At 60.8% G+C, this 13,012-nt stretch carries 12 protein-coding genes; 9 read left to right on the plus strand and 3 right to left on the minus strand.

What is annotated here, in order from left to right; all coding sequences use genetic code 11:
* Nucleotides 1-2 precede the first annotated feature (2 nt).
* From mnmE to LHAB_RS03765, 8 genes are all read left to right on the plus strand, one after another.
* Nucleotides 3-1,415 (plus strand): tRNA uridine-5-carboxymethylaminomethyl(34) synthesis GTPase MnmE, encoded by a 1,413-nt coding sequence (gene mnmE / locus LHAB_RS03730; RefSeq protein WP_090044038.1) that lies wholly within the window; start codon nt 3-5, stop codon nt 1,413-1,415.
* A 178-nt stretch (nt 1,416-1,593) separates the two neighbouring features.
* Complete coding sequence (locus LHAB_RS03735) at nt 1,594-2,571, plus strand: fatty acid desaturase family protein (RefSeq protein ID WP_090044039.1); 978 nt, start codon at nt 1,594-1,596, stop codon at nt 2,569-2,571.
* Between the two features lie 79 nt (nt 2,572-2,650).
* Nucleotides 2,651-4,180: an AMP-binding protein gene (locus LHAB_RS03740; protein WP_090044040.1), complete on the plus strand. Its 1,530-nt coding sequence runs from the start codon at nt 2,651-2,653 to the stop codon at nt 4,178-4,180.
* Nucleotides 4,181-4,345: 165 nt separating this feature from the next.
* On the plus strand, nt 4,346-5,122 hold the full coding sequence (locus LHAB_RS03745; protein ID WP_090044041.1) for an ABC transporter ATP-binding protein: 777 nt from the start codon (nt 4,346-4,348) through the stop codon (nt 5,120-5,122).
* On the plus strand, nt 5,115-5,825 hold the full coding sequence (locus LHAB_RS03750) for an ABC transporter ATP-binding protein (RefSeq protein ID WP_090044042.1): 711 nt from the start codon (nt 5,115-5,117) through the stop codon (nt 5,823-5,825). Before LHAB_RS03745 ends, LHAB_RS03750 begins: the two co-directional genes overlap by 8 nt.
* 26 nt (nt 5,826-5,851) lie before the next feature.
* Nucleotides 5,852-7,066, plus strand: coding sequence for an ABC transporter substrate-binding protein (locus LHAB_RS03755; protein ID WP_090044043.1), 1,215 nt, complete (start codon nt 5,852-5,854; stop codon nt 7,064-7,066).
* Nucleotides 7,067-7,096: 30 nt separating this feature from the next.
* A complete protein-coding gene (locus tag LHAB_RS03760) occupies nt 7,097-7,984 on the plus strand; it encodes a branched-chain amino acid ABC transporter permease (RefSeq protein ID WP_228763447.1) in 888 nt (295 codons plus the stop codon).
* 4 nt (nt 7,985-7,988) lie between these two features.
* Nucleotides 7,989-8,948, plus strand: coding sequence for a branched-chain amino acid ABC transporter permease (locus LHAB_RS03765; protein WP_090044045.1), 960 nt, complete (start codon nt 7,989-7,991; stop codon nt 8,946-8,948).
* 77 nt (nt 8,949-9,025) lie between these two features.
* Here LHAB_RS03765 and LHAB_RS03770 read toward each other — a convergent pair whose 3' ends face one another.
* Nucleotides 9,026-9,541, minus strand: coding sequence for a 2,4'-dihydroxyacetophenone dioxygenase family protein (locus LHAB_RS03770; RefSeq protein ID WP_090044046.1), 516 nt, complete (start codon nt 9,539-9,541; stop codon nt 9,026-9,028).
* 101 nt (nt 9,542-9,642) lie between these two features.
* On the opposite strand from LHAB_RS03770, the gene LHAB_RS03775 reads away from it, so the two are divergent.
* Nucleotides 9,643-10,359, plus strand: a complete 717-nt coding sequence (locus LHAB_RS03775) for a haloacid dehalogenase type II (protein ID WP_090047630.1) — start codon at nt 9,643-9,645, stop codon at nt 10,357-10,359.
* A 5-nt stretch (nt 10,360-10,364) separates the two neighbouring features.
* Here LHAB_RS03775 and LHAB_RS03780 read toward each other — a convergent pair whose 3' ends face one another.
* Entirely contained in the window at nt 10,365-10,919 is a 555-nt protein-coding gene (locus tag LHAB_RS03780) for an adenine phosphoribosyltransferase (protein ID WP_090044047.1), read from the minus strand.
* A 3-nt stretch (nt 10,920-10,922) separates the two neighbouring features.
* Nucleotides 10,923-12,908, minus strand: coding sequence for a monovalent cation:proton antiporter family protein (locus LHAB_RS03785; RefSeq protein WP_090044048.1), 1,986 nt, complete (start codon nt 12,906-12,908; stop codon nt 10,923-10,925).
* Nucleotides 12,909-13,012: the final 104 nt, after the last annotated feature.

The following is a 13,012-nucleotide window of genomic DNA, read 5'->3' on the forward strand; positions in this document are numbered from 1 at the left end:
CCATGCTCGCCCGCCATCAAGAACCCATCGTCGCCATCGCCACCGCACCCGGTCGCGGCGCGGTGGGCATCGTGCGGGTGTCGGGTCGCCATCTGTCACCGCTGATCCAGGCGCTGTGCGGGCGTCCTCTCAATGCCCGCGAAGCCACCTACCTGCCCTTTGCCGACGCCGATGGCAGCCCGATTGACCACGGCTTGGCACTGCACTTTGTGGCCCCGCATTCGTTCACAGGCGAAGACGTGCTGGAGCTGCAAGCGCATGGCGGGCCGGTGGTCCTGCAGCTGCTGGTGGCGCGTTGCCTGCAAGCCGCTGCCGAAACGGACCCCGTCACCGGCTTGCCCCGTTTGGCCGGATTGAGGGTGGCGCAGCCGGGTGAGTTTTCCGAGCGCGCATTTTTGAACGACAAGATCGATCTGGCGCAGGCCGAAGCGATTGCGGACTTGATCGATGCCAGCACCGAGGCCGCCGCTCGCAGCGCGAGCCGGTCATTGGCGGGGGACTTTTCCAAAGAAATTCATGTGCTGCGCGATGCCTTGATCCACCTGCGCATGCTGGTCGAAGCGACCTTGGACTTTCCAGAAGAAGAGATTGATTTTTTGCAAAAGGCCGATGCGCAAGGACAACTGTCGCGCTTGCAGACCGCCTTGATGACGGTGCTGGGCAAGGCCCGGCAAGGCGCTTTGCTGCGCGAAGGCATCAAAGTGGTGATTGCGGGCCAACCCAATGCAGGCAAGAGTTCGCTGCTCAACGCGCTCGCCGGAGCGGAGCTGGCCATCGTCACCCCCATTGCGGGCACCACACGCGATGTGGTCCAGCAAACCATCCAAATCGAAGGCGTGCCCCTGCATGTGATCGACACCGCCGGACTGCGCGAAGGCGAGGGTGTGGACGAGGTCGAGCAAATCGGCATTGCACGCGCCTGGGGCCAGATTGAAAACGCCGATGCGGTGCTTTTTTTGCACGACCTGACTCGCTTGGGCCAAGCCGATTACGACATGGCCGATCAAGACATTGCCGCCGCCCTGCAAAGCCGATTGCCTGCCAGCGTGGCGGTGATTGATGTGTGGAACAAGTCCGATGCCGCCCCAGTTTCTGGTGAACGCTCGGGTTTATCCCTCTCGGCCCGAACCGGCGAAGGTCTGCAGGCGCTGCGCCAACAATTGCTGCAGCACGCCGGTTGGCAGCACGCCAGCGAAGGCCTGTACATGGCCCGCGAGCGCCATGTACAGGCGCTGCACCGGGTCAGGGAGCACCTGGCGTTGGCGGATGCACATTTGGCCGCGCAAGCGCAAAACCTGGACCTGCTGGCCGAGGAGCTTCGCCTGGGTCAAAACGCGCTCAATGAGATCACAGGCGAGTTCAGCGCCGACGATTTGCTGGGCGTGATTTTTTCGAGTTTTTGCATCGGCAAGTGAGCCAAGGCCAGGCCCTGAGCCTTCGGCAGCTGTGGATACCCGCATGCGCGGGTATGACAAGCTGGGCATGACAGACACAACCCACAATCGCTCAGGGAAAGCCCCGAAAAGGTCACGCCTGTGACTCTCTGGCCAAGTCATAAGGCACAAGATAGGTGTTTTGCCGACACCCCTTGCCATGACCACCGACACCCAGCCCAGCCTGAGCCCCGAGCAAGACGCGTATTTGCGCGAGCGCTCGGACTGGATGGGTGCTTATTTGGTGCTGCACGCTTGGGGCGTGATCGCCTTGGCCATGGCGTTTTTCGTGGCTTGGCCCAACCCTTTGAGCTTCGTGGTGGCGGTGGTCATCATCGGCGGACGTCAGCTGGGTCTGGCGATTTTGATGCACGATGCAGCGCATCGGGCTTTGTTCAAAAACGCCCGACTGAACGACACGCTGGGCGCTTTTTTGTGCGGCTGGCCTGTGGGTGCCAGCCTTGCGCAGTACCGACCCTACCACCTGAGCCACCACCGCCACACCCAGCAGGCCGAAGACCCCGACCTGATTTTGTCGGCCCCATTTCCGATCAGCCCACAAAGCTTCTGGCGCAAGATGCGGCGCGACATTCTGGGCATCACCGGATACCAACGGCGCATGGAATTTTTCCGCATGGAAATGGGCGACAGCCCCAGCCGCTGGCAGCGGCTGAAGAACCTGATCAACGCAGAAAAATACTTCTTCCTCAGCAACCTGGCCATCTTCGCCGTCACGGCCGCCGCTGGGGTGTGGTGGGCCTACTTCCTGCTGTGGCTGCTGCCCTTGCTCACTTGGTACCAAGTGATCAGCCGCGTTCGCAACATCGCCGAGCATGCGGTGGTGGGCGACAACGATGACCGCCTGCGCAACACACGCACCACGATGGCCCACTGGGGCATGCGCATGGTGCTGGCACCGTACTGGGTCAACTACCACCTGGAGCACCACCTGTTTGTGTTCACCCCTTGCTGGAAGTTGCCAGCAGCGCACGCCATGCTGATGGCGCAAGGCTTTGGCCCACGCATGGAGCTGGCCCCGGGCTACCTGGCCGTGCTGCGCCAAGCCACTGCCAAGAACCACGATGGTCCGGGCACGCCTTCAGGCGGCAAGCCACGCAAAACGGCCGCCATGATTTGAGGCCTGCTCCACCATTTTTTCCCCAACCCGACAGGCAAGGGCCAGCACAGGGGCGGCTTGCCAGAAAGCTTGAACCGACATGAACATCGCCCTTTGGCTGGCCCGCAGCGCCGAACGTTACCCGCAGCAAGCGGCCATTGCGCATGGCACCGACGTCTGGTGCGACTACGCCGAGTTCGCCCGCCGCGCCGCGCGCACGGCCCACTGGCTGCGCAGCCAAGGTGTTCAGCCGGGCGACCGGGTCATGCTGTTCATGCACAACGCGCCCGCCTACTTGCCCTTGATGTGGGGCATCTGGTGGTGTGGTGGTGTGGCTGTGCCGGTGAATGCCAAACTGCACGAACGCGAAGCGGCCTGGATTGCCGGGCACAGTCAAGCGCGTCTGGCGCTGGTCGACGACGAGCGCGCCAACGGCCTGCAGCAGGCTTTGCACGAGATCAAAGTCAACACGCAGGTGCAGGCTGACCACCGTTTCATGCAGCAGGCCCATGGCCCGCAGCTGTCTTTGCAGGCCCGCGAAGACGACGACCCGGTTTGGTTGTTTTACACCAGCGGCACCACCGGCAGGCCCAAAGGTGTGGTGCTGTGCGGGCGCCAATTGCGCGGCTGCACGCTGGCGTATTTCAGCTCAGTGCAAACTGTGCAGCGCGGCGACACGATGCTGCACCCCGCACCGCTGTCGCACGGCGGCGGCATGTACCACCTGCCTTATGTGCTCAACGCCGGATTGAACGTGGTGCCCCGCTCTGACGGCTTTGACCCGCACGAAGCCCTGAAGCTGGCCGCGCACTGGCAGCAGGCCTCGTTTTTTGCAGCGCCCACCATGGTGCGGCGGCTGGTCGATGCGGCACGCACTTTGCCGCAACGGCCACAGGGCCTGGCCACCATCGTCTATGGCGGTGGCCCCATGTACCTGGCCGACATCGAAGAGGCTTTGCAGGTGATCGGGCCGCACTTTGCGCAGATCTACGGACAAGGCGAATGTCCGATGACCATCAGCGTGCTGCCCAAGAGCGATGTGCTGGACACCGGCCACCCACGCTGGCGCGAACGCCTGGCCTCGGTGGGCCATGCACAGGCCATGGTCGAAATCAGAATTTGCGATGAGGCAGGCTCCGAACTGCCCCTGGGTGAAGTGGGCGAGATTTGTGTGCGCAGTGAGTTGGTCATGGCCGGCTATTGGCAGGATCCGGAGGCCACGGCCAAAGCGATTCGCAACGGTTGGCTGCAGACCGGCGATGTGGGCCGCCTGGACGCCGATGGCTACCTGAGCCTGCTCGACCGCTCCAAGGACATGGTGATCAGCGGCGGCACCAACATTTATCCGCGCGAAGTCGAAGAAGCGCTGCTCACGCACCCGCAAGTGGCCGAGGTCTCGGTGATCGGCCGCCCCGACCCCGAGTGGGGCGAGGTGGTGGTGGCCTTTGTGGTGTGCCGCGAAGCCTTGAGCGTGGCCGAGCTGGACGCGCACTGCCTGGCCCAGGTCGCTCGCTTCAAGCGCCCCAAGCACTACCACCTGGTGCAAAGCCTACCCAAGAACCACTACGGCAAGGTGCTGAAAACCGAGCTGCGTGCTGCCGATGCACGGCACATGCAAACCCTGGCATGACATGGACCTTGAAGGGACAGGCGACTCGCCGCCCATGCCGCGTGCGTGACAGACACTTGCGTGACAAGACCCCGGGATAACCATGACATGAAACTGACGATCCCCCCGCACAATCGGACCGCTTAGCAAGCCACAACCGCCGAACAATGAACCAGAGCAGTCCAGATGTCCAGCAATTTCATTCTTGAAACCCGCGAGCTTGTCAAAGAGTTCAAGGGCTTCGTTGCCGTCAACGGCGTGAGCCTGAATGTGCAGCGTGGTCACATCCACGCGCTGATCGGCCCCAACGGCGCAGGCAAGACCACCGTCTTCAACCTGCTGACCAAATTCCTGATCCCCACCCGTGGGCAGATCCTGTTCAACGGCCACGACATCACGTCAGAGAAGCCATCTCAGGTGGCGCGGCGCGGCATCGTGCGGTCCTTTCAGATCTCGGCCACTTTCCCCAACCTCACGGTCATGGAAAACGTGCGCATCGGTCTGCAACGCGCCACCGGCACTTCGATGCACTTTTGGCGTTCCGAACGCAGCCTGAACCAACTCAACGACCAGGCCATGGCATTGCTCGACCAGGTCGATTTGGGCAACATGGCCGACCTGACGGCAGTGGAGTTGCCTTATGGCCGCAAGCGCGCCCTGGAGATCGCCACCACCTTGGCCATGGACCCCGAGCTGATGTTGCTGGACGAGCCCACACAGGGCATGGGCCACGAAGACGTGGACCGGGTCACGCAGCTGATCAAAAAAGTCGGTGCCAACCGCACCATCTTGATGGTGGAACACAACATGAATGTGGTGTCAAAAATTGCCGACACCATCAGTGTCTTGCAACGTGGACAGGTGATTGCAGAAGGGCCTTACGCCGTGGTGTCGCAAAACCCCCAAGTGCTCGAAGCCTACATGGGCACGACCGATAACCAACTGGAGGGGGCCCATGGCTGAGTCCAAAGAATTCCTGCGCATCAGCAACCTGCAGTCCTGGTACGGCGAGTCGCACATCCTGCACGGGGTGGACATGACCGTCAACGAAGGCGAGGTCGTCACCTTGCTCGGTCGCAACGGCGCCGGGCGCACCACCACCGTCAAATCCATCCTGGGCTTGGTGGGCCGGCGCACCGGCTCCATCACCATCAATGGCCAGGAAACCGTCAACTGGGCGCCGCACCAGATCGCCAAATTGGGCTTGGGTTATTGCCCTGAAGAGCGCGGTATTTTCTCGGCCCTGACTTGCGAAGAAAACCTGTTGTTGCCGCCCGTGATTGCCCCCAATGGCATGTCGGTCGAAGAAATCTACGACATGTTCCCCAACCTGCTGGAGCGCCGCAACAGCCCCGGCACGCGCCTGTCGGGCGGTGAGCAGCAAATGCTGGCCGTGGGCCGCATCCTGCGCACAGGCGCTCGGTTTTTGCTGCTCGACGAAATTTCTGAAGGTTTGGCCCCTGTGATCGTGCAGGCCCTGGCCCGCATGATCACATCCCTCAAGGCCAAGGGCTTCACGATCATCATGGTGGAGCAGAACTTCCGGTTTGCCGCGCCCTTGGCGGACCGGTTTTATGTGATGGAACATGGTCAGATGGTGGAAACCTTCAGCTCGCAAGAGCTGTCCTCCAAGATGGGCATGTTGAACGAGTACCTGGGTGTGTGATTTTTTTTCTAACTGGAGACAACACGATGAAACGCAAACTTCTTTCCCTGGCCACAATGGCCGCCTGTGCCTTCGCTGGTGGCGCACAAGCCCAGATCTCTGACGGCATCGTCAAGATCGGTGTGCTCAACGACATGTCGGGTCTGTATTCCGACATCACCGGTCCTGGCTCGGTGACGGCCGCCAAAATGGCCGTCGAGGACTACATCAAAGCCACCAAGAGCACGCTCAAAGTGGAAATCGTGGGCGCTGACCACCAGAACAAGCCCGACGTGGGCTCCAATGTGGCACGCCAATGGTTTGACACTGACAAAGTGGACATGATCGCCGACGTGCCCACATCTTCTGTGGGTTTGGCCGTGGCCAAAATTGCCAGCGACAAGGGCAAGCTGCACGTCAACTCCGGCTCGGCCACCGCCGACCTGAGCGGCAAGGCCTGCAACGCCAACACCATCCACTGGGCTTATGACACCTGGATGCTGGCCAACGGCACGGGCAAAGCCATTGTCAAAAGCGGCGGCAACACCTGGTTCTTCCTGACCGCTGACTACGCCTTCGGTCACGCCCTGGAGCGTGACACCGAAGCCGTGGTGACCAAGAACGGCGGCCGTGTTGTGGGCAAAGTGCGCACCCCCTTCCCGACACAGGACTTCTCCTCTTTCTTGCTGCAAGCCCAAGCCTCCAAAGCCAAGATCATTGGCTTGGCCAACGCCGGTGGCGACACCACCAACTCCATCAAGCAAGCGGCTGAATTCGGCATCACCAAGGGCGGCCAGAACCTGGCCGGTCTGCTGGTGTTCTTGCCCGACGTTCACTCGCTGGGCCTGAACATCGCGCAAGGTCTGATGCTGACAGAAACCTTTTACTGGGATCTGAACGACAACACACGTGCCTTCTCCAAGCGTTTTGCAGCAGCCCAAGGCGGCAAGATGCCTTCGATGGTGCAAGCCGGTGTCTATTCCAGCGTGATTCACTACCTGAAGGCCGTTGACGCTGCCAAGACCGATGACGGCACCAAGGTCGCCGCCAAGATGAAAGAGTTGCCCACAGACGATCCGATCTTCGGCAAGGGCTCGGTCCGTCCCGACGGCCGCAAGATCCACCCAGCCTACCTGTTTGAGGTGAAAAAGCCTGCCGAGTCCAAGGGCCCTTACGACTACTACAAGCTGGTCGCCACGATCCCTGCCAACGAGGCATTCCGCCCATTGGCCGAGAGCGAGTGCCCGCTGGTCAAGAAGTAATTTCATCCCATTGTTCAAGCAAGTCGATACATCATGGAAATCTTTGGCATACCTTCACAAGCCCTGTTCGGGCAATTGCTGATCGGGCTGATCAACGGCTCTTTTTACGCATTGCTTTCGCTGGGCCTGGCCGTGATTTTCGGCTTGCTGAACATCATCAACTTCACCCATGGCGCCCAGTACATGCTGGGCGCCTTTGTGGCCTACCTTGGCTTGACCAAGCTGGGCATCAATTACTGGGTCGCGCTCGTCGTGACGCCTGTGGTGGTGGGTGCCACCGGCATGCTGATTGAGCGCACCATGCTCAAACAGCTGTACAAGCTCGACCACCTGTATGGCCTGCTGCTCACCTTCGGTCTGGCCTTGATCATTCAGGGTTTGTTCCGCCACGAATTCGGCTCTTCGGGCATGCCCTATCCGGTCCCCGAAGTCTTCAAAGGTGCTTACAACACCGGTTTCATGTTTTTGCCCAAGTACCGCGCCTGGGTCATTGTGGCCTCGCTGGTGGTGTGCCTGACCACCTGGTACGTGATCGAGCGGACCAAACTGGGCGCCTATCTGCGCGCCGCCACCGAAAACCCCAGCTTGGTGCAAGCCTTCGGCATCAACGTGCCGCGCATGATCACCCTGACTTATGGCTTCGGCGTGGGTCTGGCCGCTTTTGCAGGTGTGATGGCCGCACCCATTTACCAAGTCAACCCGACCATGGGCGCCGACATCATCATCGTGGTGTTTGCCGTGGTGGTGATTGGCGGCATGGGCTCCATCATGGGCGCCATCCTCACGGGTTTTGGCCTGGGGCTGATCGAGGGCCTGGTCAAGGTGTTTTACCCAGAAGCTTCCAGCACGGTGATTTTCATCATCATGACCATCGTTCTTTTGATCAAGCCTGCAGGCCTGTTCGGCACCCAGAAGTAAGACCATGACCACTGTCTCGACCCCCTCTCTCAAGACCCAGTCGTTCACACACCAGTGGGTGGCCTTTGCCATCATGGTGATGGTGCTGGTCATTGCGCCCATCTGGGTCTACCCCATCTTCCTGATGAAGGTCATGTGCTTTGCCTTGTTTGCATGCGCCTTCAACTTGCTGATCGGTTTTGGTGGCCTGCTGTCTTTTGGCCATGCCATGTTTTTGGGCACCGCCGGTTATGCCGCCGCACACGCCGCCAAAGTTTGGGGCTGGAACCCGGAGCTGGCGGTGTTGTTTGCCACCGCTTGCTCTGGGTTACTGGCGCTGGTCACCGGCATGCTGGCCATTCGCCGGCAAGGCATTTATTTCGCGATGATCACCTTGGCGTTTTCGCAGATGGTGTTCTTTTTCTACCTGCAAACGCCTTTCACAGGTGGCGAAGACGGCATCCAGTCGGTGCCACGCGGCAAGCTGTTTGGCATGTTCGATTTGTCTGAAAACTCGGCCATGTACATGTTTGTGCTGGCGATTTTCCTGGCCGGTTTTGCCCTGATCTGGCGCATCATTTATTCGCCCTTTGGCCAGATCCTCAAAGCCATCCGCGAAAACCAGGACCGCGCCATCTCGCTGGGTTACGACACCGACATGTTCAAGTTGATCGCTTTTGTGATCTCGGGCGCATTGGCAGGCACGGCCGGTGCCACCAAGTCCCTGGTCTTCCAGTTGGCCTCGCTGACAGACGTGCATTGGTCCATGTCGGGTGAGGTGGTCTTGATGACCCTGCTGGGCGGCCTGGGCACCTTGTTTGGCCCGGTGGTGGGCGCAGCGGTGATCGTGAGCATGCAAAACTACCTGGCCCAGTTCGGTGCCTGGGTCACCATCATCCAGGGCGTGATCTTTGTCGTCTGCGTGCTGGCTTTCCGCCGGGGCATCATTGGCGAAATCGCCAACTGGATCAAGAAGCCACTGTGATGCCACGCCACTGAGCTGCAGCTCAGCCAACAAAAAACCGCTCTGCTGAGCGGTTTTTTTATGGGCAGTAAAGCCGTTCAGCGCATGAAGGTCTTCACGTGATCGGCCCCCAGCCCCACGGCCTCAAAGTGGGCGCGGTACTTCTCGATGCGGGTGAACACGTCGTCGTAACCGGTGGCATTGCCTTGCGTGTCCACGTACATCAAGGCGCCATGTACGGTGAACATCGTCACCATGTCCTGGCAATCGTCCGGCACCACCAGGGTGTGGGTCTCGCCCGGGGGTTCGAACACGTAGCTGCCTTCTTCGGCCACCCAGTCATGCTCCAGATACAGCCATTTGCCGCGCAACACATGCGCATGCACCTGGCCCGAATGGCGGTGGCGCTGCAACAGGCCCGAGCGCTTGACCTTGAGCAGGTGCACATAAAAGCCACCCGTCACGTTCAGGTGCAGCGGGCGTGACCAGATGCCTGGCGCCACAGGCGCCCACAAGCGCTCGTCTTCGGTTTGCACATCGTGCACCACCATGTCGGGGGCCATGCCCCAAGGCTGGGGTTTGGCATAAGGCTGGCGATCATCACTGTCACTCATCGGGGGTCTCCTTAGAACTGTCACCCACGATAATGCCAACGGTGCCGCGTGTCTGCTCTTTGGGTGACAGCCATTTGGCCGGTGCGTGGAACAATGTGGCCATGCACACCCCCGACTTCGCCCCCGACAGCGTCCAGGTTCTGGCATTTGATATTTTCGGCACTATCGTCGATTGGCATGGCAGCATCGTGCGCGAGGTGCAGGCCCTGTACCCCCAAGTGGACGGCGACGCCTTGGCCCTGGCCTGGCGGGCGGGCTACCAACCCGCCATGCAGCGGGTGATGAGCGGCGAGCTCGGTTGGACCTTGATCGACGATTTGAACCGTATGATTTTGGACCGCCTGCTGCCCGAATTTGGCCTGGCACATTTGAAAGAAGCCGAACGCCAACACCTCAACCGCGTCTGGCACCGCTTGGATGCCTGGCCTGACAGTGTGTCGGGGCTCACGCGTTTAAAGCGCCGATTCACCATCACCACCTTGTCGAATGGCAACATCGGATTGCTCACGAACATGGCCAAGCGGGCCAGCTTGCCTTGGGACTGTGTGCTGAGTGCAGAAGTATTTCGCGCCTACAAACCCGACCCGGCCACCTACCTGGGCGTGGCGAAGGTGTTCAACCTGATGCCCGAACAAGTCATGCTGGTGGCCGCACACCATGAGGACTTGGCAGGCGCGCGTGCATGCGGCTTGCGCACCGCCTACATCGAGCGCGCTTTCGAGTTTGGCGCAAGCCATCCCAAAGATGTCTCGCCCCAGGCGGGCAATGACCTGCATGCCCTGGATTTGAACGCCCTGGCCGATCAACTCGGTTGCTGAGGCATTCAGTGACCGTCGTAGGCCACCAAGGTGAACAGTTTCAAACCCGCACTGCGCAAGCGTTGTGAGCCACCCAGCTCAGGCAAGTCCACAATGGCGGCCCCTTCGATCACGGTGGCCCCAAGCTTTTCAAGCAGTTTCTTACCGGCCATCATGGTGCCACCCGTGGCAATCAGGTCGTCAATCAGCAGCACGCGCTGGCCAGGCTGGACGGCATCGGTGTGCAACTCGATCGTGGCGCTGCCATATTCCAGCTCGTAGGTTTCTTCCACCGTGGTGAAGGGCAGCTTGCCTTTTTTGCGGATGGGGACAAAACCCAGCCCCAGCTCGTAGGCCACGACCGAGCCCAAAATGAAACCGCGTGCGTCGAGCCCCGCCACCACGTCTGGGCGCAAGGCCGGGTGCATGTAGCGGTGTACAAAGGCATCGATCAGCACCCGAAAAACCCGCGGGTCTTGCAGCAGTGGCGTGATGTCACGGAACTGCACGTCCGGCGCAGGCCAATCGGGCACGGTGCGGATGTGGCTTTTCAAATAATCGTTGACGTTCAGATCGTCCATGCCTCAACCTCGCAAGAGTTTTTCTTCGGCCACGGCCAGCGTTTGGGATTTGCCCGACAGCACCAGCGTGTCGCCCGGATGCAGCACGGTGTCATCGCCGACGATTTCGGGCTGGCCATTGGCGCGGCGCAGATTCACCACACGCACGCCCATGGCGTGAAAAGACAGGTCCTGGATCTGCTTGCCCAACCAAGGCGAGGCCATGGGCAGCCCCACAGTGGTCAAGCGCTCGTGGTCGATTTCATCGAGCGTGTCGTCGTCTGCGCCATGGAAGTAACCGCGCAGCAAGTTGTAGCGGGCATCGCGTTGGTCTTGCACGATGCGGATGACGCGGCGCATGGGCACACCCACCAGCGCCAGCGCATGGCTGGCCAGCATGAGCGAGCCCTCCAGCGCCTCGGGCACCACCTCGGTAGCCCCCGCCAGCTGCAGCTTTTCCAGATCCAGGTCGTCCTTGGTGCGCACAATCACCGGCACTTGCGGCGCATGGCTGTGGGTGTGGTCCAGCACCTTCATGGCGGCGGGCACATCCAGGTAGGTGATCACCACGGCGCTCGCGCGGGCCAGGCCTGCGGCCATGAGCGATTGCAAGCGTCCTGCATCGCCAAACACCACCGAATCACCGGCTGCAGCGGCCTGGCGCACCCGGTCTGGGTCCAGGTCCAGCGCCATGTAGGGGATGTTTTCCTTTTCGAGCATGCGCGCCAAGTTCTGGCCGCAACGCCCGTAGCCGCAGATGATGACGTGCTTGCTGGTGTTGATCGACTTGCGGGCGATGCTCGTCATCTGCAAGGACTGCTGCAACCACTCGCTGGCCACCACCTTGAGCACGATGCGTTCGCTGTGCATGATGATGAAAGGCGTGGCCATCATGGACAGCACCATGCTGGCCAGCACCGGGTTGAGCAAGGCGGGGGGAATGATCTGGCTTTGCGCCCCCAGTGTGAGCAACACAAAACCGAATTCACCCGCCTGCGCCAGGTACAAACCGGTGCGCAGCGCCACCCCATTGGGGGCACCTGTGAATTTGGCCAATGCGGTCACCAAAACCAATTTGAACAAAACAGGCAAGGTCGTCAGCAGCAGGACCAAGGGCCAGCGTTCGACCACGATGTGCCAGTCCAGCATCATGCCGATGGTGATGAAGAACAGACCCAGCAACACGTCGTGAAAAGGCCGGATGTCCAGCTCCACTTGGTGCTTGTATTCGGTCTCAGAGATCAACATGCCCGCGATGAAAGCGCCCAGTGCCAGACTCAAGCCTGCCAGTTCGGTGATCCAGGCCAGGCCCAGCGTGACCAGCAGCAAGTTGAGCACAAACAGCTCTTCGCTTTTGCGCCGCGCCACCAAGGTCAGCCACCAGCGCATCACGCGTTGCCCGCCCGTCATGAGCAAGGTGATCAAGACCGTGGCTTTGAGCGCGGCGATCACCAAGGCGCTGATCATCTCGTCGGCCGGCGCGCTCAGTGCAGGGACCATCACGATCAACGGGACCACCGCCAAATCCTGAAACAAGAGCACGCCCACCACCCGCTTGCCATGCTCGGACTCCAGCTCCAGCCGGTCGGCCACCAGTTTCACCACGATGGCCGTGCTGCTCATGGCCATGGCGCTCGACAAGGCCAGCGCGGTTTGCCACTCCATCTTCCAAAGCGTAGGGGCCACGGTGGCCACAAACAAGGAAAACACCGTCACGATCACCAGCGTCAACAAGACCTGCAGCAGGCCCAGGCCAAACACATGCTTGCGCATGGAGCGCAGCTTGGGCAGGTTGAACTCCAGCCCGATCACGAACATCAAAAACACCACGCCGAACTCGGCCAAGTGTTTCACGCCCTCGGAATTTTGCGCCAGCGCCAGCGCGTTGGGGCCGATCACCACACCCACCGCCAAATACCCAAGCATCGGCGGCAGCTTGAGCATGCGGCAGCCCACCACGCCCAGCACGGCCGCGAGCAGATACAACAGGGTCAACTCCAAAGCGCTCATGCTTCGATGGTAACAAGCACGTGGAAAACCCACGGCAACACGGTCCATCCTTTCACCCCCGCTGGGCGCTGGGGCACACCTGTTTCGCGCCACCACACGCCGCC

The organism is Limnohabitans sp. 2KL-27 (assembly GCF_001269345.1).
GTDB lineage: Bacteria > Pseudomonadota > Gammaproteobacteria > Burkholderiales > Burkholderiaceae_C > Limnohabitans_A.